The organism is Agromyces agglutinans (assembly GCF_009647605.1).
In the GTDB taxonomy this organism is placed as follows: Bacteria; Actinomycetota; Actinomycetes; order Actinomycetales; family Microbacteriaceae; genus Agromyces; species Agromyces agglutinans.
Window position 1 is genome coordinate 597,887 of the sequence record NZ_WJIF01000002.1, and the last position, 22,445, is coordinate 620,331.

General features: G+C 73.3%; 21 protein-coding genes and 1 pseudogene. 11 read left to right on the plus strand and 11 right to left on the minus strand.

Annotated features, from left to right (window positions below; genetic code table 11):
- The first annotated feature begins 15 nt into the window (after positions 1-15).
- The 5 genes from GE115_RS05985 to GE115_RS06005 all read left to right on the plus strand — a co-directional run bounded on the left by GE115_RS05985 (position 16) and on the right by GE115_RS06005 (position 6,032).
- Positions 16-1,050, plus strand: a complete 1,035-nt coding sequence (locus tag GE115_RS05985; protein WP_153683829.1) for an agmatine deiminase family protein — start codon at positions 16-18, stop codon at positions 1,048-1,050.
- The gene (locus GE115_RS05990; RefSeq protein ID WP_153683830.1) at positions 1,047-2,795 is read left to right on the plus strand and encodes an amidase; all 1,749 of its coding nucleotides are present in this window, start codon (positions 1,047-1,049) and stop codon (positions 2,793-2,795) included. Before GE115_RS05985 ends, GE115_RS05990 begins: the two co-directional genes overlap by 4 nt.
- 113 nt (positions 2,796-2,908) lie before the next feature.
- Complete coding sequence (locus GE115_RS05995) at positions 2,909-3,664, plus strand: SDR family NAD(P)-dependent oxidoreductase (RefSeq protein WP_153683831.1); 756 nt, start codon at positions 2,909-2,911, stop codon at positions 3,662-3,664.
- A gap of 70 nt (positions 3,665-3,734) precedes the next feature.
- Entirely contained in the window at positions 3,735-4,145 is a 411-nt protein-coding gene (locus GE115_RS06000) for an HNH endonuclease (protein WP_153683832.1), read from the plus strand.
- A gap of 9 nt (positions 4,146-4,154) precedes the next feature.
- The gene (locus GE115_RS06005) at positions 4,155-6,032 is read left to right on the plus strand and encodes a DUF2207 domain-containing protein (RefSeq protein WP_312854939.1); all 1,878 of its coding nucleotides are present in this window, start codon (positions 4,155-4,157) and stop codon (positions 6,030-6,032) included.
- A 73-nt stretch (positions 6,033-6,105) separates the two neighbouring features.
- On the opposite strand, the gene GE115_RS06010 is transcribed toward GE115_RS06005, so the two are convergent.
- A complete protein-coding gene (locus GE115_RS06010) occupies positions 6,106-7,725 on the minus strand; it encodes a molybdopterin-dependent oxidoreductase (protein ID WP_153683833.1) in 1,620 nt (539 codons plus the stop codon).
- Between the two features lie 89 nt (positions 7,726-7,814).
- Between GE115_RS06010 and GE115_RS06015 the strand changes: the two genes are divergently transcribed.
- On the plus strand, positions 7,815-8,759 hold the full coding sequence (locus GE115_RS06015; RefSeq protein ID WP_153683834.1) for a quinone oxidoreductase family protein: 945 nt from the start codon (positions 7,815-7,817) through the stop codon (positions 8,757-8,759).
- Positions 8,760-8,795: 36 nt separating this feature from the next.
- On the opposite strand, the gene GE115_RS06020 is transcribed toward GE115_RS06015, so the two are convergent.
- From GE115_RS06020 to GE115_RS19350, 3 genes and pseudogenes are all read right to left on the minus strand, one after another.
- A complete protein-coding gene (locus GE115_RS06020; protein WP_153683835.1) occupies positions 8,796-9,461 on the minus strand; it encodes a response regulator in 666 nt (221 codons plus the stop codon).
- Positions 9,458-9,775 (minus strand): sensor histidine kinase, encoded by a 318-nt coding sequence (locus tag GE115_RS06025; RefSeq protein WP_153683836.1) that lies wholly within the window; start codon positions 9,773-9,775, stop codon positions 9,458-9,460. Before GE115_RS06025 ends, GE115_RS06020 begins: the two co-directional genes overlap by 4 nt.
- Before the next feature lie 194 nt (positions 9,776-9,969).
- A pseudogene (locus GE115_RS19350) lies at positions 9,970-11,556 on the minus strand (histidine kinase); the annotation flags it as partial.
- On the opposite strand from GE115_RS19350, the gene GE115_RS06035 reads away from it, so the two are divergent.
- Positions 11,489-12,163, plus strand: a complete 675-nt coding sequence (locus GE115_RS06035; protein ID WP_153683837.1) for a hypothetical protein — start codon at positions 11,489-11,491, stop codon at positions 12,161-12,163. The pseudogene GE115_RS19350 and the gene GE115_RS06035 overlap by 68 nt on opposite strands.
- On the opposite strand, the gene GE115_RS06040 is transcribed toward GE115_RS06035, so the two are convergent.
- The 3 genes from GE115_RS06040 to GE115_RS06050 are packed head-to-tail and all read right to left on the minus strand — an operon-like array spanning position 12,064 to position 14,698.
- Entirely contained in the window at positions 12,064-12,741 is a 678-nt protein-coding gene (locus GE115_RS06040; protein ID WP_153683838.1) for an alpha/beta hydrolase family protein, read from the minus strand. The two genes, GE115_RS06035 and GE115_RS06040, sit on opposite strands and share 100 nt — an antisense overlap.
- 8 nt (positions 12,742-12,749) lie before the next feature.
- Positions 12,750-13,589 carry a TspO-related membrane protein gene (locus tag GE115_RS06045; protein ID WP_153683839.1) on the minus strand — a complete coding sequence of 280 codons (840 nt, stop codon included), beginning with the start codon at positions 13,587-13,589 and terminating at the stop codon, positions 12,750-12,752.
- Complete coding sequence (locus tag GE115_RS06050; protein ID WP_172979727.1) at positions 13,586-14,698, minus strand: carboxylate-amine ligase; 1,113 nt, start codon at positions 14,696-14,698, stop codon at positions 13,586-13,588. The genes GE115_RS06045 and GE115_RS06050 overlap by 4 nt, the downstream gene beginning before the upstream one ends.
- Before the next feature lie 164 nt (positions 14,699-14,862).
- Between GE115_RS06050 and GE115_RS06055 the strand changes: the two genes are divergently transcribed.
- Entirely contained in the window at positions 14,863-15,099 is a 237-nt protein-coding gene (locus tag GE115_RS06055) for a hypothetical protein (RefSeq protein WP_153683841.1), read from the plus strand.
- 43 nt (positions 15,100-15,142) lie between these two features.
- Here GE115_RS06055 and GE115_RS06060 read toward each other — a convergent pair whose 3' ends face one another.
- Positions 15,143-16,186 (minus strand): FUSC family protein, encoded by a 1,044-nt coding sequence (locus GE115_RS06060; RefSeq protein WP_153683842.1) that lies wholly within the window; start codon positions 16,184-16,186, stop codon positions 15,143-15,145.
- Positions 16,187-16,317: 131 nt separating this feature from the next.
- Between GE115_RS06060 and GE115_RS06065 the strand changes: the two genes are divergently transcribed.
- The 3 genes from GE115_RS06065 to GE115_RS06075 are packed head-to-tail and all read left to right on the plus strand — an operon-like array spanning position 16,318 to position 18,585.
- Entirely contained in the window at positions 16,318-16,758 is a 441-nt protein-coding gene (locus tag GE115_RS06065) for a MarR family winged helix-turn-helix transcriptional regulator (protein WP_153683843.1), read from the plus strand.
- Positions 16,755-17,639 (plus strand): 3-hydroxyacyl-CoA dehydrogenase, encoded by an 885-nt coding sequence (locus GE115_RS06070; RefSeq protein WP_153683844.1) that lies wholly within the window; start codon positions 16,755-16,757, stop codon positions 17,637-17,639. The genes GE115_RS06065 and GE115_RS06070 overlap by 4 nt, the downstream gene beginning before the upstream one ends.
- 25 nt (positions 17,640-17,664) lie before the next feature.
- Positions 17,665-18,585: a 5'-3' exonuclease gene (locus tag GE115_RS06075; RefSeq protein ID WP_312854940.1), complete on the plus strand. Its 921-nt coding sequence runs from the start codon at positions 17,665-17,667 to the stop codon at positions 18,583-18,585.
- Positions 18,586-18,639: 54 nt separating this feature from the next.
- On the opposite strand, the gene GE115_RS06080 is transcribed toward GE115_RS06075, so the two are convergent.
- The 3 genes from GE115_RS06080 to GE115_RS06090 all read right to left on the minus strand — a co-directional run bounded on the left by GE115_RS06080 (position 18,640) and on the right by GE115_RS06090 (position 22,358).
- Positions 18,640-20,529, minus strand: coding sequence for a BCCT family transporter (locus GE115_RS06080; protein WP_153683845.1), 1,890 nt, complete (start codon positions 20,527-20,529; stop codon positions 18,640-18,642).
- Positions 20,530-20,553: 24 nt separating this feature from the next.
- A complete protein-coding gene (locus GE115_RS06085; RefSeq protein WP_153683846.1) occupies positions 20,554-21,039 on the minus strand; it encodes a hypothetical protein in 486 nt (161 codons plus the stop codon).
- 284 nt (positions 21,040-21,323) lie between these two features.
- Complete coding sequence (locus GE115_RS06090) at positions 21,324-22,358, minus strand: LacI family DNA-binding transcriptional regulator (protein WP_153683847.1); 1,035 nt, start codon at positions 22,356-22,358, stop codon at positions 21,324-21,326.
- Positions 22,359-22,445: the final 87 nt, after the last annotated feature.

A 22,445-nucleotide genomic window follows, 5' to 3' on the forward strand; every position in this document is an offset into this window, starting at 1 on the left:
GAGGAGGAGTTCCGCATGGCCTGGCGCATGCCCGCTGAGACCGCCCCGCACGAGCGCACCTGGATGGCGTTCCCGCGCGAGGGGATCACCCTCGGCGAGTCGGCCGCCGAACGCGAGGAGGGCTACGCCGCGTGGACCGCGGTCGCCCACGCCGTCGCCGAGTTCGAGCCGGTCGCCATGGTCGTCGATCCGAGCGAGCGCGAGCGCGCGGCACGGATGCTCGGCACCGGCATCCAGCAGGTCGAGGCTCCCGTCGACGAGTTCTGGATGCGCGACCACGGGCCGACGTTCGTCGTCGACGACGAGCGGCCCGGCGTGCTCGGCGCGGTCGACTGGGTGTTCAACGGCTGGGGTGCGCCCGAGTGGTCGGAGTGGCGCAAGTCGGCCGAGCACGCGCGGCTCATCGCGGAACTCGTCGGCGCCGAGCTCGTGTCGAGCCTGCTGGTGAACGAGGGCGGCGGCATCCACGTCGACGGCGAGGGCACCGTGCTCGTCACCGAGACCGTGCAGCTCGACCCGCGCCGCAACCCCTACGCCGACCGCGCGCGCGTCGAGGCCGAGCTCGCGCGCACGATCGGTGCGACGACCGCGATCTGGCTGCCTCGCGGACTCACGCGCGACTACGACGAGTTCGGCACGAACGGGCACGTCGACATCGTCGCGACGATTTCCTCGCCCGGCCGCCTGCTGCTGCACGCGCAGCCCGATCCGGGGCATCCCGATCACGAGGTCATGCGCGGTATCCGCGCCGAGATCGAGACGCAGACGGATGCCTCGGGCCGGCGCCTCGAGATCGTCGACCTGCCCGCGCCGTCGACGCTGCGCGACGACGAGGGCTTCGTCGACTGGAGCTACGTCAACCACCTGGTCGTCAACGGCGGCGTGATCGCGTGCGGCTTCGGCGACGAGCGGGCGGATGCCGCGGCGCGCGAGATCCTCGAGGCGGCCTACCCCGGGCGCCGCGCCGTGACGGTCGATGCCCGGCCGCTGTTCGCGCGCGGCGGGGGGATCCACTGCATCACCCAGCAGCAGCCGGCGGTGGCGCGATGAGCGGGGTTCGGCCGACGGGTGGGTTCGAGGTCGTCGAGGCGTCGATCGCGGAGCTCCGGGGCGCGCTCGAGCGCGGGGCCGCGACGAGCGTCGGACTCGTGCAGGCCTACCTCGACCGCATCGAGGCATACGACGTGCCCGGCACCGCGACCGCGCTGAACGCCGTCGTCGTGCGCAATCCCGACGCGCTCGCCGAGGCCGAGGCATCCGATGCCCGTCGAGCGCGCGGCGAGACGCTCGGACCGCTCGACGGCATCCCGTACACCGCGAAGGACAGCTATCTCGTGCGCGGCCTCACCGCGGCCGCCGGCAGTCCCGCGTTCGAGCACCTCGTCGCGCAGCGCGACGCGTTCACGATTGAGCGGTTGCGCGGTGCGGGCGCCATCTGCCTCGGCCTCACGAACATGCCGCCGATGGCCAACGGCGGCATGCAGCGCGGGGTCTACGGCCGCGCCGAGTCGCCCTACAACGCCGAGTACCTGACCGCGGCGTTCGGCTCGGGCTCGTCCAACGGGTCGGGCACCGCGACCGCGGCGTCGTTCGCGGCGTTCGGGCTCGCCGAGGAGAGCTGGTCGTCGGGCCGGGCGCCCGCGTCGAACAATGCGCTGTGCGCCTACACGCCCTCGCGCGGCGTGATCTCGATCCGCGGCAACTGGCCGCTCGTGCCCACCATGGATGTCGTCGTGCCGCACACGCGCACCATGGCCGACCTCCTCGAGGTGCTCGACGTCATCGTCGCCGACGACGCAGAGACCCGCGGCGACTTCTGGCGGATGCAGCCGTGGGTGCCGCTTCCGGCGGCCTCGGAGGTGCGGCCTCCGTCGTACCCGGCGCTCGCGCCGGCGGATGTCCCGGAGGCGCGCGCCGCGCTCGCCGGTCGCCGGTTCGGCGTGCCGCGCATGTACGTGAACGCCGACCCGCTCGCGGGCACCGCGGAGCCCGGCACCGCGGGCATCGGCGGGCAGACGGGGCAGCGCATCGAGACGCGCGCCTCGGTCATCGACCTGTGGGAGGCCGCCCGCCGCGACCTCGAGGCCGCCGGTGCCGAGGTCGTGCTCGTCGACTTCCCCGTCGTCTCGAACTACGAGGGCGACCGGCCGGGCGCGCCGACGATCGCGACGCGCGGGCTCGTGTCGACGGCGTACCTGCGCCGCGAGATCGTCGACCTGTCGGCGTGGGCGTGGGAGGACTTCCTGCGCGCCAACGGCGACCCGGCGCTCTCGACGCTCGCCGACGTCGACGGGTCGACGATCTTCCCGCACCCCGAAGGCGCCCTGCCCGACCGGTACGCGGGCTTCGAGGATGACGTCGTGACCTACCCCGACTGGGTGCGCGCGCATCCGCATGCCACCCTCGAGGCGATACCCGAGATCGAGGGCGGACTCCGCGGGCTCGAGCAGACCCGCCGCATCGACCTCGAGCAATGGATGGACGGCCTCGGCCTCGACGCCGTGGTCTTCCCGGCCGTCGCCGACGTGGGGCACGCCGACATGGACGTGCACGAGGCATCCGCCGACCTCGGCTGGCGCAACGGCGTCTGGGTCGCGAACGGCAACCTCGTGCCGCGCCACCTCGGCATCCCGACCGTCACCGTTCCGATGGGCACCATGGCCGACACCCGTATGCCCGTCGGCCTGACGTTCGCCGGACGCGCCTACGACGACACGGCGCTGCTCGCGCTCGCCGCCGCCTTCGAGGCGACCGGGTCGCGTCGCACCGAGCCGCCGCGCACGCCCCGGCTCTGACGCGGCGTCCCGTCAACCCCGTGCCCTCGCGGCGCCGCGTTCGTAGGCTGGACGGGGACGGGCCGACCGCGAAGGGTTCCCGGCTGCGTGCTCGCCAGGGGAGGGGATCCACCATGGCCACCTACGATGTGGGCGGACGTTCGGCGATCGTGACGGGTGCGGGAAGCGGCATCGGCCGCTCGATCGCGCTGCTGCTCGCCGCGAATGGAGCATCGGTGCTGGTGAACGATCTCGATGCGGGCCATGCCGGCGGTGTCGTCGAGGAGATCCGTGCCGCGGGCGGAACGGCGGAGGCATCCGTCGGCGACGTCACGGACCCGTCGTGGATCTCCGGCTCCATCGAACAGGCGAACGCACTGGCGCCGCTGAAGCTGGCGGTCAACAACGCCGGCATCGGCGGGGCCGCGGCGCTCATCGGCGACTACCCCGACGACAGCTGGGAGAAGGTGATCGCCGTCAACCTCAGCTCGATCTTCCGCAACCTGAAGGCGCAGCTTCCGGCGATCGCGGCCAACGGGGGCGGTGCGGTCGTCAACATCGCCTCGATCCTCGGCAGCGTCGGTTTCGCGAGTTCGTCCGCGTACGTCAGCGCCAAGCACGGGGTGGTGGGGCTCACGAAGAACGCAGCCGTCGAGTACGCCGACCGGGGAGTACGCGTGACATCGGTCGGCCCGGGATTCATCAAGACCCCGCTCATCGACGCGAACCTCGACGCCGACGCGCAGCAGTTCCTCGTGTCGAAGCATCCGATCGGGCGCCTCGGCGATCCCGACGAGGTGGCGACGCTCGTCGCGTTCCTCGGCAGCGACGCGGCGAGCTTCATCACCGGCAGCTACCACCTCGTCGACGGCGGCTACACGGCGGTCTGAGCTCTCCTGGGTGGGGAGGAACAGTCGTGCGGCATGCCGATCGAGGAGCCGCCGGGCCTAGGGTGGCGGCATGGCGGCGGTGAGCAGGACCCGGTCGGCGGTGTACGCGCGCCGACGGAAGCGCCGCATGGCGCGCGTGGCGCACGACCTCACCGATGCGCAGTGGACCGCCCTCGTCGCCGCGTGGGGCGGGTGCGCCTACTGCGCCGAGACGCGGAAGGCGCTGCAGCGCGACTGCGTGCTTCCGATCTCGAGGGGCGGCCGGTACACGCTCGAGAATGTCGTGCCCGCGTGCGGGTCGTGCAACGCGAGCAAGTGCAACGACGAGGTGACGTCGTGGCTGCGGCGCAAGCGGCTCGACGAGCGCGCGTTCCTGCTCCGGCAGCGCGAGATCGCCCTCGACCTCGTCGACCGGTTCGCCGACGCCCCTGCCGACGCCGGCCCTGAGCCCGACCCCGACCCCGACCGCGGCGCCTCGTAGGCTGAGGGCGTGATCGTCCGAGCCGCAGCCCTCGTCCTGACCCTCGGCCTCGCGCTGGCCGGCGCGAGCGCTGCGGCACTGCCTGCCGCGGCTCTGCCTGCCGCCGCCCTGCCGGCTGCCGCACGGCCGGCGGCGCTGCCGGCCGGCGTCGACGACTTCACCTTCGACTCGTTCACCGGCGACTACGCGCTCGACCGCGACGACGACGGGCGCTCGACGCTCGAGGTCACCGAGACGCTCGTCGCGCGGTTCCCCGAGACGGACCAGAACCGAGGCATCCGTCGCAACCTGGTCGACACCTACGACGGGCACCCGACCGGGCTCGAGGTCGTCTCGGTGACCGACGAGACCGGTGCGCCGCGCGAATACGACGAGGAGAGCGACGACGGCTTCGTCACGCTCACCATCGCGGGCGACGACTACGTGCACGGCGAGCAGACGTACGTCATCACCTACACCCAGCGCGACGTGACGAGGTACTACGCCGACACCGACGCCGACGAGTTCTACTGGGACGTCAACGGCACCGACTGGGCGCAGCCGTTCGGCACCGTGACCGCGAACGTGCACCTCGGCGCCGGCCTGCTCGAGGCGACGACGGGCGGCGTCGATGCCGCGCGCGGCGAGGCGGGCGAAGACGCGTCGGCGACGATCACGCCGACCGACGATGGCTGGACGTTCACGGCGAAGGACCTCGCACCGCGAGAGACGCTCACGTTCGCGATCGGATTCGAGCCCGGCACGTTCACGCCGCGCGACGGCGGGTTCTTCGCGGCGCCGTGGCCCCTGATCTCCGCGATCGGCGCCGGCATCGCGGTGCTCGCGGTCGTCTGGGCCGGATTCATCCGCACCCGCCGCCTCCGCGACGCGCCGGGCCGGCCCGTCATCGTGCCCGAGTACCTGCCGCCCGAGGGTGTCGGCGTGCTGCTCGCGTCCGTGCTCGCCAAGGGCACGACGCACGCGATCCCCGCGCAGATCCTGCAGCTCGCGATCCTCGGGCGGCTCCGGGTCGTCGAGACGCCGGCCAAGGGATGGCTCGCCTCGAAGCCGACGTACGACCTGCAGTACCACGAGCCCGGCGCGGCCGACGAGGTGCAGGCCCGGCAGCGGCGTCTCCGGTCGATCGAGCCGACCGACGACGACGTGCAGGCGCTGCACGCGCTGTTCGGCGCGACGCTCGAGCCCGGCGAGCGCCGCTCGCTCGCCAAGAGCGACACGAAGATCACCAAACGGCTCACCGAACTCCAGCACGCCGTCACGAAGCGCGCGACGACCGACGGATACCGGCGGCGGCTGCCGGCCGGACCCATGGTCGGGGCGAGCATCCTCGCCGTCATCGGCGGCCTCATCGCCTTCGCCTTCGCGGTCGTGTCGTTCGACCAGGCGTACGGCGGCGTGTGGCCGCTGGTCGCATTGATCGTCGGCGCGCTCGCGGTCATCGCGACCGTCGTGCTGATCGCGAAGCATCCGCTCGACTCGCGCGGCGCGGAGGTGCGCGACCACCTGCGCGGCCTCGAGTCGTACATCGAACTCGCCGAAGCCGACCGGATCGCCTACCTCCAGTCCCCGCAGGGCGCGCTGCGCACGCCCGTCGCTGCCGACGACCCCGAGCAGGTGCTCCAGCTGAACGAGCGCCTGCTGCCGTGGGCCGTGCTCCTCGGCCAGGAGAAGGCGTGGACCGCCGAACTCGGCCGCGCCTACGAGCGACTGGGCCGCGAGCCCGAGTGGTACGCGGGCTCCAGCGCCTTCAACGCCGCGGTGTTCTCTTCGGCGATCGGCGGCATGAGCTCGAGCGTCACCTCGAGCTTCTCGGCGTCCAGCGGCGGATCGGGCGGCGGGGCGTCGGCCGGCGGCGGCGGCGGAGGCGGCGGCGGAGGCGGGGTCTGACCGCGCGCGACGCGCGCACGGCGCCACCGCGACACGGGCGCGGCCGCGCCCGCGCCCGCGCGGCAGCGCCCCCTCACCCCACGTCGACCGTGACCGTGTGCAGCCCCGTCGCGCCGTCGGGCACGACGCCCTGCTCCCGCGCGGTCTGCACCTCGCCGTCGGCGCCGATCGCCCGCACCCGCAGCGTGTGGCCTCCGGCCGCGGCATCCGCCCATTCGTAGCGCCACTGCACCCACGTGTCGGCCGAGATCGCCGTCGCGAGTTCGGCCTCCCGCCACGGCCCGTCGTCGACCTGCACCTCGACGGCCTCGATGCCGACGTGCTGGTGCCACGCGACGCCCGCGACGACGACGGTGCCCGCCGCCGGGCGCTGCCCGGGCCGCGGCACGTCGATGCGGCTCGAGATCTTGATCGGCCCGCGCTCGCTCCACCCGCGATCGGTCCAGTAGGCGGATGCCTCGTCGAAGCGCGTGACCTCGAGCTCGGTGACCCACTTCGTCGCCGAGACGTAGCCGTACAGGCCGGGCACGACCATCCGTACCGGGAAGCCGTGCTCGAGCGGCAACGGTTCGCCGTTCATGCCGATGGCGAGCACGGCGTCGCGGTCGTCCTGCAGCACCGCGAGCGGCGTCGATGCGGTGAACCCGTCGACCGAGCGCGAGAGCACCATGTCGGCGTCGGAGTCGGGTTCGGCTCGCGCGAGCAGGTCGCGGATCGGATGCCCGAGCCACACCGCGTTGCCGATGAGTCCGCCGCCGACCTCGTTCGACACGCACGCGAGCGTCGTGACGCTCTCGGCCATCGGCAGCGCGAGCAGGTCGCTCCAGGTGAGCACGACCTCGCGAGCGACCCTGCCGTGGATGCGCAGGCTCCACTCCGCCGGGTCGATCTCGGGCACGCGCAGGGCGGTGTCGATCCGGTAGAAGTCGGCGTTCGGCGTGACGAGCGGGGTGATGCCGTCGACGTGGAGCTCGGCGCTCGCGGGAATCGTCGCGCTCGCCGTCGCGCGCGGCAGGGTCACGGCGTCGCGCACGGCCTGGGTCATCCGCCGCCCGGCCTGCAGCGCGTTGCCCGCGAGCGCCGCCAGTACGCCGACCGCGGCCGCACCGCCGGCCCAGGCGAGGAAGCTGCGGCGGTCGGGCGCCGACGCGGCCGGTGAGACGGATGCCTCGGGCGCCGCGGATGCGCCGGATGCCCCGGCCGCCCCGAGGGTACGGGATGCCTCGGGCGCCGCGGGTGCCTCGCCGCCCGGCACCCGCCGAACGAGGTGCATCACGGCGACGGCGCCCGCGATGCCGGCCGCCGCCGACGGCAGGATCGCGAGCGTGCCCGACCCGGCGCGCGTCGCGGCGGCGATCGCGCCGAGCACGCCGAGCATGAGGAAGACCCCGGCCCCGAGCCGCGATCGCCGCGACTCGAGCACGCCCGCGCCGCCGGCCACGGCGGCCAGCACGAGCACGATGCCGACGATCAGGGCGAGCTTGTCAGCCGTGCCGAAGAGCGCGATCGCGGCATCCTTCGCCCATGGCGGCGCGAGGTCGATGACGGCCGCGCCCACGACGACGAAGGGCCCCGACTCGGGCGCCGCGATCGCCGCCACCAGCTCGCCGACGCCCGCGGCCACGGCGGCGGCGGCCAGGCCGGCGAGGGCCGGCAGCCGCCACCCGGGCGTCCGTGCGTCCGTCGCGCGCATGCGCCCAGCGTACGGCGTGCCGCTGCGGGGCATCCGTCCGTAGGCTGGCGGGTGGGGCCGCGCGCGCCCCGCACGACGAGAGGACGAGCATGCCATTCGCGATCCAGTACGACCGACTCGGCGGCCCCGAGGTGCTCGAGCTGCGCGAGATCGCGTACGCGACGCCCGGCCCGGGCCAGGCGGTCGTCGAGGTGCGGGCGATCGGCGTGAACCCGATCGACTGGAAGATCCGGTCGGGGCTGCGCCGCAGCGCACCGCTCGAGGGCTGGCGAACGGTCGGCGGCGACGCGGCGGGCGTGGTCACCGCTGTGGCATCCGACGTCGAGGGGTTTAGCGTCGGCGACGAGGTGATCGTCGCCGAGGCCGACGGCAGCTACGCCACCGAGATCGCCGTCGACGTGGCGAAGCTCTCGGCGAAGCCCGCGGCGCTGCCGTGGGAGCAGGCCGCGGCGATCCCCGTGCCCGGGGGCACGGCGCACCAGGTGCTCGTCTCGCTCGGCGTCGGCGAGGGCGACACGCTGCTCTGGCACGGCGGGTCGGGTGCGGTCGGCCAGATCGGCATCCAGCTGGCGCGGCGCGCCGGAGCCACCGTCGTCGCGACCGCGAGCGAGCGCAACCAGGCGCACCTGCGCGAGCTCGGCGCGATCCCGGTCGTCTACGGCGACGGCATCCTCGAGCGCGTGCACGAGGTCGCGCCCGACGGCGTCACGGTCGCGGTCGACGCGGCCGGCACGCGCGAGGCGATCGAGGTGTCGAAGGCCCTCGTCGCCGACCCCGGCCGCATCGGCACGATCGTCCTCGGAGCCGAGGCGGCCGACCTCGGCATCCGCGCCTGGCGGGGCGGCAGCCCCGCGCCCCTCACGGCCGAGGAGGAGGCCGCGCGCGCCGAGGCCGTGCCGCTGATCGCCGGCCTCGCGGCCGAGGGTGCCCTCCAGATCGAGATCGCGCACCGGTACCCGCTCGCCGACGCCGCTGAGGCGCACCGGCAGAGCGAGACCGGCCACGTGCGCGGCAAGATCGTACTGCTGCCGTAGGCGGCGACATCGTCGCCCGGCCGGTCGTGCCGTCGGTCACCGCCCGACCGCACCGCACTCGTAGGCGAGCACGACGGCCTGCACGCGGTCGCGCAGGCCGAGCTTCGCGAGGATCCGCGTGATGTGGGTCTTCACCGTGGACTCGCCCATGAACAGCTCGGCCCCGATCTCGGCGTTCGACAGCCCCCTCGCGATCGCCCCGAACACCTCGAGCTCGCGCTCCGTCAGCGCGCCGAGCCGGTCGGGAGTCCCCTCGCGGGGAGGCGGTCGACGCACGTAGGACTCCACGAGGCGCCGGGTCACGCTCGGCGCGAAGAGCAGGTCGCCGCCGTGCGCCGCGCGGATGGCCGCCGCGAGCTCGGCGGGGGTCGCCGACTTGATGAGGAACCCGCTCGCGCCCGCGCGCAGCGCCCCGAGGACGTACTCGTCGAGATCGAACATCGTCAGCATGACGACCCGGGCCTGCGGCCGCGCGTCGTGCACGAGCCCGACCCCCTCGATGCCGCCGACGCCCGGCATCTCGATGTCCATGAGCACGACGTCGGCCGATTCCGCAGCGGCCGCGCGGGCCGCCGCTGCGCCGTCGGATGCCTCGGCCACCACCCGGAGGCCCGGTTCCGCGTCGATGATCGCGCGGAGTCCGCGACGGATGAGGTGCTGGTCGTCCGCGATGACGACCCTGAGCGGCCGAGGATCGCTCATGTCGGCACCGCAGAGCCGAGCGGGAGCGTGGCGCCGACCGCGAATCCGCTCCCGGTCCTCCCGGCCCGGAAGGTGCCGCCGAGCGCGTGCACCCGCTCGGCCATGCCCGCGAGGCCGTAACCGGCGCTGGGCGCCGGGCCATCCACGACGTCGGGCTCCCGTCCCGGCCGCCCGTCGTCCACGACGTCCACCGACACGCAGCGGCCCTCGACGCGCACCGCGATCCGCACGTGGGTCGCGTCGGAGTGGCGGACGATGTTCGTGAGGCTCTCCTGCACGACGCGGTAGACGATGCCGTCGAGCTCCGGCGGCACGGGCCGAGTTCGACGGCGATGTCGAGCCCGGCGACCCGAAGGCGGTCGATCATCGCCGGCAGCGGGTCGGGCGGGTGCCCCGCGAGCCCCGGTCCTCCGATCGCTCCGAGGTCGAGCAGGTCGAACAGCATCGCGAGTTCCGTGAGCGCCTGCGCCGCGGTCGTGTCGATCGTCGCGAGGGCCCGGCGCGCGCCCGCCGGATCGCCGTCGCGCAGCGCACTGACGGCCGACGCCTGCAGCAACATGACGCCGACGGCGTGGCTCGCGACGTCGTGGAGGTCGCGCGCGATGCGCAGGCGCTCCTCACGTCGCGCCTCGTCGACGCGGACCTCGAGCTCGGCCCGCAAGCGGTCGGCTCGCAGGACGGCGTCGCGATCCGCGCGGTCGTGCGCGGACCACTCGTGACCCGCGAAGGCGGAGAGTCCGATGAGCGCGAGGCTCATCCACACGTTCTCCGGCACGTCGACGGCGACCCAGGCGAGCGTGACGAGGGAGAGCGCGAGCACGCAGGACCACGGAATCGGGCCGCCCGCCACGCCGGCCGACCACGCGAGCAGGACGACGCAGACCAGGCTCCCGAGGAGGAGCGGCGCACCGCCGATCGCGGCGAACCCCACGACGAGCGCGGCGCAGCCGGTCGCGGCCGCCGGGGACCGCCCGCGCGCCACGGTGCAGACCGGGAGCCCGACCGCGACGATCCAGGCCGCCGGGGTCGAAGCGGCCGCCGCCGAAGCGATCACCTCGATGATGCCGGCGGCGAGCAGCGCCGCCGCGACGAGCAGGTCGAGAAGCCACCGGACGGCCGAGGCGCGAGGCCCCGACGAGGCCGCGTGCGCCGGTTCCGACCGCAGGAGCCCGAGCAGCCACCGCAGTTCGGTGACGGCCTGCCGGCCGCGCGCCGCGATCGATGCGATGCGGTCGGGGTCGAGGTCGACCTCGGCGGCCGCGGCATCCGCGCGCATGCCCTCGACCGCATCGCGCAGCAGCGCGAGCACCTGTCCGCCGAGCCGAGCCCGCTCGTCGGCGACCACACGCGCCGCGACCGAGGCGGCGTCGGTCGCCTGGAGCCGTGAGGCGGTCGCCCTGGACCGGTCCGCCGCGTGCGCGCGGAGGCGGACCACCCGGCCGTACGCGAACACCGTCGCGGTGAGCGCGATCGCGAACGCGAGGGTCGCCGGATCCCGCGGCGGTACGGCGAGCACGCTCAGTGGGAAGGCGAGGGCGACGGCGCCTCCCTGCCAGAGACCGGAGTGCCGGCCGAGCGAGGAGATGCCGACCACGAACGGCGCGAGCAGGGCGGGTGTGTCAGCCGACAGCCCGGCGAGTGCGAGCCACCACTGGAGGGCGGCCAGGCCGGCGCCGGCGAGCAGGGGGTGGCGCGCGAGCCCGAGGGTGAGCACCGCGGTCGCGATCCCGGCGGGGATCGCCCACGGCGTCTCGGGGAGCAGGAACAGCGTCGTCCAGAGGCCGCACGCGACGGCGACGACGGATTGCGCGATCGAGAACGGACGCGTCCTCATGGCCAGAGGGTACTGCCGGCCCGATCGCTCCGCATCAGACCTGGGTCGGACCCGGGGTCCGACCCGAGGCCGGTCGGCTCGAGCCCCGCGGCGGCACCCGGCGACCAGCGACCGATTCCGCCGGGATGCGGACCGGACGAGGATCGGCGCGATCGGCGTCACCAGCTCGCCGACGAGCCGAGAGGGGAACATCATGAGACCGCTTCCGATCGCGGCGCTCGCCGCCGCCGCCGCGCTCTCGACGGTCATGGCCGCCGACATCGTGTGGAACGCCAACAACCCCGACCAGGTCGGGCCGTGGCTGGATGCCGAAGCCCATCCGTACCTGGTTCGGGCGTCGTCGCTGGCCCATGCGGGCACCTACCTGCTGATCGGCGCGGCCCTCGTGCGAAGTGGCGCGGCGATCGACCGGTCGCGCCGCCTGGTGCGGGTCCTGCGCTGGATACTCGTCGCCGGCTACTCGGTCTTCGCCGCGATGTACGCCTGGATGGGGTTCGTCGACCCGTCGCTCGAGCTCGCGGAGTCGCTGCAGGCCGTGGTCAACGTCGCCTTCCTCACGAGCCTGGTGGTGCCGATCGTGCTCGGGTTCGCCCTCGTGCGCCGGCGCGAGCTGCGAGTCCCGGTCGTCCTGCTGATCGCCCCGCTCGTGTTGCTGCCGCTGACGCTGCTGCTCGGGCCGACCGGCTGGGCGCATCCGGGCTACACCGAGACGGCCGTGAACCTCGGCCTCGCGCTCCTCGCACTCCTGGCCACCGACGAGACTCCCCGTCAGCCGGAGCGCGCCCGGACGAACGCCGCGACGAGCGGTGCGAGCCCTGCGGCGATCTCGTCGGCCGGGCGCTTGCGCCCCTTCACCTCGAACGAGTGACCGGCGCCCTCGAGCCATTCGAGCACGGCGTTCGGGCCGATCCGCGCCACCACCTCGTCGAGCTGGGCGTTCGGGGTCGCGAACGGGTCGTTGGTGCCCTGCACGAAGAGCATCGGCAGGGTGAGGCCGTACAGGTGCTCGTCGCGCGGCCGTTCCGGCCGGCCGGGGGCGTGCAGCGGGTACGCGAGGAACAGGAGGCCCGAGGCATCCATGCCCTCGGCGACGGCCATCGACGCCATGCGGCCGCCGTAGGAGCGGCCCGCCGCCCAGATCGGCTCACCGGATGCCCCCGCAGCGGCGGCCAGCTCGGCGGCCCGGGTCATGACCGCGCGCCAGGCGGCGACGGCCGACGCCGGCCGGCCCGGCATCCGCCGCCCCTGCTCGCGATACGGGAAGTTGAAGCGCATCGTCGCGAACCCGAGCGCGTGCATCGCGCGCGTGAACCCGGCGACCGACGGATGCTCCAGGCCCGAGCCCGCTCCGTGCGCGACGACGATCGTGGCGAGCGCGTCGTCGGGTCTCGTCGCGATCGCGGAGATCGGCACGCCCTCGACCTCGATCGCGAGCGCGGACTCCATCTGCTCGTTCAGGGCTCGCCGCCGAGGCGCCGGTTGCGCGCGGTCGCGAAGCGGGCGATCAGTGTCGCCGTGACGATGACGACGATGCCCGCGATCGCGGCCACGCCGACGGTCGTCGAGGCGGGCTCGCCGGTCAGGCGCCCGACCGCGATCCAGGCGAGCCCCCACGATGCCGACAGCATCGGCGCGAGCCCGCCGCGACTCCACAGTCCGAGCGCCGCGATCGCGGCGACGGCGACCGTGATGACCGCGACGGCCCACGCCTCCGGAGGGATGCCACCGCCGTCGAAGCCGCTCGCCGTGAGGGCCGCCGCCACGTTCGCGGCGGTCGCGATCGAGACCCAGCCGAGGTAGAGGCCGATCGTGCCGTCGGTGATGAGGGCGTCGAGCAGCTTGCGCGGCGGTCGCAGCACGCACGCGCGGTAGGCGATGCAGAGCACCGCGAGCAGCACGACGATGACGAGCACGCTCAGCCACAGCCAGCCGGCCTGCACGACGCCGATCCAGAGGGCGTTGAGCAGCATCGACGCCGCCACCAGGTAGCCCACGGACCGCTGGCGATCGGACGTGCGCTGCGAGGGCAGCGCCTGCCAGACCGCGTAGGCCGCGAGGCCGAGGTAGATGAGCGACCAGATCGAGAATGCGGGGCCGGCCGGGGCGAGCAGCGTCGAGTCGTCGTCGAGGGCGCCGCCCGCGGCATCCTGCACCCGGGTGCCGCCGAACACGCCGGAGCCGACCAGCGCTCCCGCGATCGCGAGCACGGCGCTCACCGCGACGACCCACTGCCGCACCACGTCGCCGCGGCCGGCGGAATGCGCCACGGCCGCGCCGCGCTCCGCCGTGCTCATGCGGCCGATTCCGTCGGACGGCCCGCGATCGAGTGCTCGAAGAGGTCCGCGAGCGCGGCGATGCCGCCACGCACGAACGCCCGCCGCTGCCGCGCTGCGCCGGTGCCCAGTTGCGTGAGCCGCGCGACGAGCTCGGCGACGACGTCGAGGTCGTCCTCGGCCTCGAGCTGCGGGGCGATGGTGGCCACGAGCCGGTCGAGCACCGATCGCGCGTCGGCGAGCTCGCCGAGCACCGGGTCGTACACCTGCGCCCGCATGCCGGCGTGCGCCGAGTGCATGACGGCCGCCGAGAGCAGCTCGGCCGGGACATCCGTCGACTCGAGATCGCGGCCCTCGGTCTCGAGCGCGTGGGTGACGAGCCCGCGGCAGAGGGCGGCCAGCAGCAGCGTGTCATCGGCGGTCAGCTGGGCATCGGCCATGCGGAACTCGATCGTGGGCAGGTGCTCCGAGAGTCGCACGCTCCACGCGATGAGCGCGAGGTCGGACATCCCGCCGATGCCGAGGAGGCGCCGGATGCGCCGGTCGTAGTCCTTCGCGTCCGCGAATCGCGGCGGGGAGCCGGCGGTGGGCCACCGCCGCAGCTGCACCGTGCGCCAGCTCTCGTATCCCGTGTCGTAGCCGCGCCAGAACGGCGAGTTGCCCGAGATCGCGGTGAGCAGCGGCAGCCAGGGCCGGGCCACGTTCAGTGCGAGGATGCCGGCCTCCCGGTCGGGCACGCCGACGTGCACGTGCAGCCCGCTCATCTGGTGATCCGCGATGAGCCCGGCCATGTCGCGCACGATGCGCTGATATCGATCGTCGTGCGTGATCGAGGGGAACGCCAGGGTGTCGGGCGGCGTGCCGATGCTCGCGGCGAGCGTGCCCGTGCGCTCCGCCTCGTCGGCGACCATCCGGCGGAACCCGACCAGCACCGGCCGCGCGCCCGCCAGGGAGTCGAAGACCGGCGAGGCGTGCTCGACCTGCGAGGCGAGGAACTCCTTGTGCGTGGTCGCCGACCACTCGGGGTCGGCCTGCATCCGGGTCGTGAACCCCTCCGCGACATCGGCCGGGCGGAGGCTCTCGCGATCGAGGAAGATGAACTCCTCCTCGACGCCGAACGTGGCATGCATGGCTCCCCCTTCGCCGGTGCTTCGAGCCTGAGCGGCGCCCGCCGGGGTGTCAAGCCCCTGTCCGGGCCCGGAGATCGATGCCATCGCGGGGCGCGACCGATGCCGTCGCGGGGCGCGCGGGCGCATTCCGGGCGATGTCGGCAGGGGCGCGTACCGTGACTGCCATGACCGATCGGATGCAGCTGAACGTCGAGCACGCCGTGCTCCACGACCCGTGCCCCCGCTGCGGATCCCTCACGGTCCGCGCGATCGTCTACGGCCCGCTCGACTTCGCCGTCGAGGCCGAGTCCGTCGACGCCCAGACCCCCGACTTCGCCGACTTCACCGACGAGGCGCCCATCTTCGACTGCCGCGAGTGCGGCTTCGAATGGGGCCTCGCGGTGCGCGACCTGCTGGCCTGAGGCCACCGGCCGCCGCGGCCGGCGGGATTCCCCGGCGGCCGGGCTAGTCGTCCCGGCCGGTCTCCCCGACCAGCTCCTCGTGGATGCGCCGAAGGTCCTCCACGAGCGAGCCGATCAGGATCCAGTTGCCCGACTTCGGCGTCGAGACGACCAGCGGCGAGGTGAGCGCCGGGATCACGGAGGTCGGCGGCTCGGGATCGACGTCGGCGAGGTGCACCGCGAGTCGCACGTCGTGGGCGGCGCGGCGCAACTGCTCGGCGATCGCGCGCACCGTCGGCTCGTCGGCGAGCGACGGGTCGTAGTGGTCGACCACGGCGCGGGTCATGCCGATCACCTGGGTGACGATGGGCCCGAGTCGCTCGAGCAGGGCGCGGTCCTCGGCGAGCTCGCCACGATGCGCCGAGCGGCGGGGGTTCAGGGTGAGGGATTCCTCGGCGTCCGTGATCGAGGCGTCGGCGGCGTCGCGCATCGGGCGCAGCAGCCTCGCCTCGATCATCGCCTCCTGCACGGCCGAGTACGTCTGCGGCGTCTCGAGCACGGTCGCGAGGCGCTGCAGCGACGCGGCCAGCTCGCCGCCGAGCAGGCCCAGCTCGCGCCGCGCCGGCGCGAGGGCGACCGGCGGCACGATCAGCGCGTTGACCACGATGCCGATCACGGCCCCGATGAGCGTCTCGAGCACGCGGTCGAGCGCGTACTGCGGGGAGGTGCCGCCGAGCGCGAGGACGAGCATCGCGCTGATCGCCACCTGGTTCGACGTGCCGGGCGTCATCTTGAGCGCCCACGCGATGACCATCGCCACGACGATCGCGACCAGCACCACCCACGACGCCGACCCCAGCACGAGCGCGATCCCGGTCGCGACGAGCACGCCGAGGACGACCCCGATGCTGCGCTCGATCGCCTTGCCGAACGACTGGTTGACGCTCGGCTGCACCACGAGCAGGGCCGCGATCGCCGCGAACACCGGCAGTGGCCCCGGGATCAGCCAGCCCGCGACGAGCCACGCCGCGATCGTCGCCACGGCGGCCTTGGCGACCTGCAGCAGCGGCACCCGTCGCGATGCCCGGAAGGTCGACGCGATCCCCATGGGCCAACGCTAGCCCGCGCGCAGGGTTCACGCGGCGAGCCGGTCGAGTCCGCGGAATCACGGCTGGCGACGCGGTGTTGCGGAATGCAACGGTACGGCGTAGCGTTGCACTATACAACAGGAGGTGACTGATGGGATCACGAGCGACGAATGCCTCCGGCATCCTGCGCGAACTCATCCTGATCTCGCGCCGCGGCGTCGCCGACGCGCGCACCGCGGCCGTGAGCCTCAGCCTCACCGACCAGTCGATCCTCGGGTACATCGTCGACCACCCCGGCGCCCGATCCGTCGACATCGCGACCGCGTTCCGGCTGAACCGCTCGACGGTCTCCAGGCAACTGGCGAACCTCGTGCGGCTCGGCGTCGTGCGCGAACGCGCCGTCGAGGCATCCGGTCGCGGTCGCCCGCTCGAACTGACCGACGCCGGCTGGGCCGCCTACCACGAGGCCCTCGGCATCCTGCGTTCCGTCGTCGACCACCGACTCGGCGACTGGACCGACGCGGAGGTCGCGCGCTTCGCGCACGACCTGCGCCGCTTCAACACCCACGAGGAAGAAGGAACCAACCCATGACCGCTCAGAGCGTCAGGACCCAGAGCGAGACCGCCCTCCAGAACGTCACCGTGCTCGGCACGGGCGTGCTCGGCTCGCAGATCGCCTTCCAGACGGCGTTCCACGGCCACCCCGTCGTCGCCTACGACATCAGCGACGATGCACTCGCCGCAGCGAAGGACCGCTTCGCGAAGCTCGCCGACACCTATCGCGCCGAGGTCGACGGCGGAGCCTCCGGCGGGGCGGATGCCGCGCTCGCGCGCATCCGGCTCTCGAGCGACCTCGCCGACGCCGTGAAGGACGCCGACCTCGTGATCGAAGCCGTCCCCGAGAACCCGGCGATCAAGGCCGACACCTACGCGAAGCTCGCCGCCGTCGCGCCCGAGCACACCGTCTTCGGCACGAACTCGTCGACCCTGCTGCCCTCGACGCTCGCACCGTCGACCGGCCGCCCCGCGAAGTTCCTCGCGCTGCACTACGCGAACCGCGTCTGGCAGCACAACACCGCGGAGGTCATGGGCACCGAGTGGACCGACCCCGAGGTCTACCGCCGGGTCGTCGAGTTCGCCGAGTCGACCGGCATGGTGCCGATCGAGATCAAGAAGGAGAAGGCCGGGTACCTGCTGAACTCGCTGCTCGTGCCGTTCCTGCAGGCCGCGGGCGAGTTGCTCGTCGACGGCATCGCCGAGCCCGAGGCCATCGACCAGACCTGGCGCATCGGAACCGGTGCGCCGATGGGCCCGTTCCAGATCTACGACGTCGTCGGCCTCACGACGGCCTACAACATCTCGATGATGGGCGACGCGAAGCAGCAGGCGTTCGCGAAGCTCATCAAGGAGCGCTACATCGACCAGGGCAAGCTCGGCGTCGCGACCGGCGAGGGGTTCTACCAGTACGGCTGACGGTCGTGCGTGGGAGGATCGGCACGTGGCCGACCGACTGATGCTCCTCGACACCGCCTCGCTGTACTTCCGCGCCTTCTACGGCGTGCCCGACTCGCTCAAGCGCGAAGACGGCACGCCGGTCAACGCCGTGCGCGGGCTGCTCGACATCATCGCGAAGCTCGTCACCGACTTCGAGCCGACGCAGCTCGTCGCCTGCTGGGACGACGACTGGCGCCCCGCGTGGCGGGTCGAGCTGATCCCGAGCTACAAGGCGCACCGCGTCGAGCGCGAGGTCGACGGCGGCCCCGACGTCGAGGTCGTGCCGCCCGGCCTCGTCGCGCAGGTGCCGCTCATCCGCGAGGTGCTCTCGTTGCTCGGCATAGCCGTCGTCGGCGCGCCCGAGCACGAGGCCGACGACGTGATCGGCACGCTCGCGACCGGGGCATCCGTACCGGTCGACGTCGTGACCGGCGATCGCGACCTGTTCCAGCTGGTCGATGACGACGCCGACGTCCGCGTGGTCTACACGGCGCGCGGCATGAGCAAGCTCGAGGTGCTCACCGAGCGGGTCGTCGTCGAGAAGTACGGCGTGCTGCCGCAGCAGTACGCCGACTTCGCGGCGCTGCGCGGCGACACGTCTGACGGGCTGCCGGGGGTCGCCGGCGTGGGGGAGAAGACGGCCGCCGGACTGCTGCAGGCCTTCGTCGACCTCGACGGCATCCGCGAGGCGGCCGCGACCGGCGCGGCCGGCATGTCGGCCGGCGTGCGCGCGAAGCTCACCGCCGCGGCGGCGTACCTCGACGTCGCGCCGCGGGTGGTCGAGGTGGTCCGCGACCTCGACCTCGGCGAGTTCGACCCGGTGCTCCGGCCGGTCGACGCGTCGCACCGCGACCGGCTCGAGCACCTCGCCGTCGACTGGAACCTCGGCGGCTCGGTCACGCGCGTCCTCGCCGCGCTGGGCTGACGACGCGACCGGATGCCTCGGCGTGAGGCATCCGTCGCCGCGTCATCGTTCGCGTCAGCGCGGCCCGGCCGTCGGACCGTCCTCGCCGTGCTCGGGGATCTCGGGGTCGTCGTGCCCCGACAGCGGATCGGTGTCGACCACGCGTTCGATGTCGTCGATCGCGACCTCGTCGTCGGCGCGCGCCTCGGCGGCGAGGGCCGCCGGGCTCGCCGACCTCGGTCGGTCGATGCCCTCGTGCGTGGTCGCGCCGGGTCCGGTGCGGAACCGCCGTTGCAGGCCCCGCATCCACCGAGGCCCGCGCCCGAGTGCGCCGAGTTCGGACTGCTGCTCGACCTCGAGGCCGTAGTACTCGCCGATCGTGTCGAGGAACTTCGCCCGCTCGGCCTTCGCGTACGCGCGCCGCTCGCGGGCGAACGCGACCCAGGTCGACCAGCAGATGAGCAGCATCACGATGCTGAACGGCAGGGCGAAGATGATCGCCGCGGTCTGCAGGGCGGTGAGGCCGCCCGCCACGAGCAGCGCGATCGCGAGGATCGCGGTGACCGCGACGAAGAACGCGCGCACCCACCGCCTCGGGTCGAGCCGCCCGCCGGTCGCGATCATGCCCATCACCAGGGCGCCGGAGTCGGCAGAGGTGATGAAGAAGACGGCGATCAGCAGGATGACCCCGATCGTGAGGACCGGGGTGCCGGGGATGAACTGCAGCAGCTGGAACAGCGCGCCCTGCAGGTCGACCCCGCCGTCGGCGGTTGTCATCGAGCCGGGATCGCGCAGCTCGACGGCGAGCGCCGATCCGCCGAGCACCGCGAACCACAGGATGCCGATCAGCGTCGGCACGATGATGACGCCCGCGACGAACTCGCGCACGGTCCGGCCGCGCGAGATGCGCGCGATGAAGATGCCCACGAACGGGGCCCACGAGATCCACCAGCCCCAGTAGAACGACGTCCAGGCGGCCTGCCACGCTTCGCCGGCCGCGCCCTGGAACGCGCTGACGTTGAAGGAGAGCCCGACGAAGCCCTGCACGTACGCGCCGATCGACTGCACGAACTCGCGCAGGAGGAACTCGGTCTCGCCGAACACCAGCACGTAGACGACGAGCAGCCCGGCGAGCACCAGGTTCGTGGTCGACAGCCACTTCATGCCCTTCGTCACGCCGGAGAGCACCGAGCCGAGCACCGCGAGCGAGATGACCAGGATGATGACGATCTGCACGGTCTCGGTCGGCTCGACGAGTCCGGCCGAATGCAGGCCCGCGCTGATCTGCAGCACGCCGAGCCCGAGCGAGGTCGCGACGCCGAAGAGCGTGCCGACCAGCGCGATCACGTCGATCGCGTGGCCCCAGCCGCCCTCGACGCGCTTGCCGAGCAGCGGCTCGAGGGTCCACCGGATCGAGATGGGCCGCCGGCGCCGATGGATGGCGTAGGCGAGCGCGAGGCCCACCACGACGTAGATCGACCAGGCGTGCACGCCCCAGTGCAGGTACGTCTGGCTGAGCGCGGCCTGCGCGAGCTGCTCGGGCGTGCCCTCGAGGCCCGGCCGGGGCGACACGAAGTGGCTGAGCGGTTCGCTCACGCCGTAGAACACGAGCCCGATGCCCATGCCGGCGGCGAACAGCAGCGAGAACCATGAGAACCGGCTGAACTCGGGTTCGTCGTCCTCGCGACCGAGTCGGATGTCGCCGAACCGGCTGAACCCGGTGAACAGCGCGAACGCGACGAAGAACGCCGCGATGAGGACGTAGTACCAGTTGAACGCGTTCACGATGCCCGCCTGCACGGCGCCGAAGAACGTCTCGGCGAGATCGGGCGCCAGCATCGTGAACCCCGCGAACGCGATGACCACGATCGCGGCGGGCCAGAAGACCCAGCGCTGCACCGGTGGCAGGCGCTTGGGTTCAGGAGGTGCGGTGGTTCCGGTCGAGTCTGCGGCGGGCTCGCTCATGCCGCCCACGGTACTCCGCGGCGGTCAGACGGTGACGTCGCCGGGCGACGGCGGTGCGTCGCCGGGCACGCCGTCGGGATGCCACGCCGGCAGCATGGGCCATTCGGCGCCGGCGCCGGCCGCGATGAAGGCGGCCCAGGCGTAGGCCATCAGCAGGATGGTCGCGGCCCCGAGCACGGCGCCGAGGAGCCCGGCGCCGGCGCCCAGCGGCGAGGGCGGATCGTCGCCGGTGCGATCTGCGTCGCCGGTCGCGACGTCGTCGGCACCGGCTTCGGATGCCTCGTGCGGCCGCCCGCGGCGCAGCCGGAGCCATCCGATCGCGCCGAACCAGATCGCGAGCGCGCCGAAGCCGGCGATCCAGGCGATGCCTGCGGGGCGGGTCCAGAGGGGTGCCGCGACCGCGAACACGAACGCGCCGACACCGAGCACCAGGCCGGTCCAGGCCATGAGGGTCGACCAGCCGGGGCCGTCGGCGGCTCCGCCGCCCCAGACCGGCGGTTCGCCGCTCATCGGGCGCAGACTCGGGTCGTCATGCTCTCGACGCTACCGGTGTCCCGGCTCTGCTCGCGCGGTCCCTCCCCGCTTGCCCCGCCGCCCTGGCGACGATTCAGGAAGATCTCGATGACACGCCGGGTGACGCGCGATCGTCCGCGGCGCGTCGACCGATTCTTCCTGAACTGCGGGGCGCGGTGAAGGCGAGCGGGGCGGGGTGAGGGCGGGCGGGGCGCGGTGAGGCGAGCGGGGTGCGGTGAAGGCGAGCGGGGCGCGGTGGAGGCGGGCGGGGCGCTGACGGCTCAGCGCCGCGCGACGGTCGAGCCGCGGATCACGAGCCGCACGGGCAGGTGGTGCACGCCCGCACCGGGCTCGGCGCCGTCGGTGCGCTCGATCGCCTCGAAGATGCGCATCGCGGCCGTGCGGCCCAGCTGCTGCAGGTTCGCGTCGATGCTCGTGAGCTCGGGGCGGGAGTTCGTGGCCAGCACCTCCCAGTTGTCGTAGCCGATGACGGCGACGTCTTCGGGCACGCGCTTGCCGAGGTCGCGCAGCGTGTCGAGCACACCGCGCGCGATCTGGTCGCTGCCGCAGACGATGCCGTCGACGTCGGGGTGCTGCGCGAGCAGCATCGCCGAGGCGTCGCGGCCCCAGTGCTCCGACCAGGTCGAGAAGCGCACGTCGCCGACCAGCTCGAGGCCGGCGTCGGCGAGCGCGGCGCGCACGCCGATCGCACGGTCTTGTGCGGCGGCGTACTCGGGATCGCCCGTGATGTGGGCGATGCGCGTGCGCCCGCAGGCCAGCAGGTGCTCGACGGCGAGCCGCCCGCCCGCCACGTTGTCGGGTGTGACCGAGACATCCGTCGGGTCGTCGGACGGCGCGTACGCGTAGACGACCGGCACCGGCAGGTCGTGCCCGAGCGATGGCCGTGGGTCGGTCTGGCGGCCCACGACGATGATGCCGTCGACACGACGGTTGAGCAGCGCCTTCAGGTGGTGCTGCTCGCGGATGGCGTCGCCGCGCGCGTCGCAGAGGAAGACGTTGACCTGGCCGGCGCCGAACGCGTCTTCGGCGCCCATGAGGATCGGGATGACGAACCGGCCCTCGAGGTCGCTCGTGAGCAGGCCGACGGTGCCGGTGCGCCCGGCGATGAGGCTGCGCGCGAGCTGGTTCGGGGTGAACGAGAGTTCCTCGGCGGCGCGCATGACGCGTTCGCGAGTGGCCGGGGCGACCTGGTCGCGCCCGTTGATCGCCTTCGACGCGGTCGCGAGCGAGACCCCGGCGGCGCGGGCGACGTCGCTCAGCGTGGCCGCTCGCGCGGCCCCGTCGGCTCGAGCCATGTCGTCCTCCCCGGTCGGCATCCTGCATCTGAAACGCTATCGGAATCCGTCCTTGACGGTCGAAGCATCCACAGAGTAGCGTGCCGA